Origin of the sequence: Kitasatospora nipponensis (assembly GCF_039528135.1) — a bacterium.
GTDB lineage: Bacteria > Actinomycetota > Actinomycetes > Streptomycetales > Streptomycetaceae > Kitasatospora > Kitasatospora nipponensis.
Map to the genome: position 1 here is coordinate 1 of NZ_BAAALF010000824.1, position 637 is coordinate 637.

General features: G+C 64.4%; 2 protein-coding genes. One reads left to right on the plus strand and one right to left on the minus strand.

The window, feature by feature from the left end:
* Nucleotides 1–260 (minus strand): helix-turn-helix domain-containing protein (locus tag ABD323_RS43535; RefSeq protein WP_344447548.1); only part of this gene is annotated, 260 nt, incomplete at its 3' end.
* Nucleotides 261–424: 164 nt separating this feature from the next.
* On the opposite strand from ABD323_RS43535, the gene ABD323_RS46175 reads away from it, so the two are divergent.
* Nucleotides 425–628 carry a helix-turn-helix domain-containing protein gene (locus ABD323_RS46175; protein WP_376775787.1) on the plus strand — a complete coding sequence of 68 codons (204 nt, stop codon included), beginning with the start codon at nt 425–427 and terminating at the stop codon, nt 626–628.
* The last annotated feature ends 9 nt before the right edge of the window (nt 629–637 follow it).

A 637-nucleotide genomic window follows, 5' to 3' on the forward strand; every position in this document is an offset into this window, starting at 1 on the left:
CCGGTCAGCGGTGACGGCAGGCCAAGGAGCTCATCCACTCGGCCAGGAGGCCAGCTCAGCACTCTGCTGACTGCGTGGTAGCCGTCCGGGATTCTTCCCGGAGCTGGGATGCGGCCGTTTTCGTAGTTGCTGATCGTCTTGCGATCAAGCCCCGCCGCAGCAGCCAGGGCCTGCTGGTTCATACCCCTGGCAGCGCGATCGAGCCTGATCGCGCGCCCCAGCCCCGCCCAGTCGAGGGGCGACTCCTCGGCTGCGCTCATGCCCGCTCCTGGTCTTGTTGGACAACGTTAGGCAACAGCATCCCAGACGCAGGGCACTGTTGCGCAGGCGGGTTCCCGCCATTTCCCCAGGTGGGGCGGCATATGCCTCGCGGATTGCTCATCATGCCTTGCCATTCCTCATCATTGCCCATACTGTTGGGCAGGTGAGAGCGCGAGGTGCAGATATACGGAACAAGCGCGAGCTGGCTGGCTACAGCCTGACCCGATTTGCGCGCGAAGTCGACGTCTCACCAGCGCACTTGTCGCGAGTCGAGCGAGGTCAGCGGGGGGCTCAGCCCGAGTTGTTGGCGCGGATCGCCGCTGGCCTGAAGGTCGCAATCGCCGACATTACCGACTCGCCTGGATGAGAAACGAAG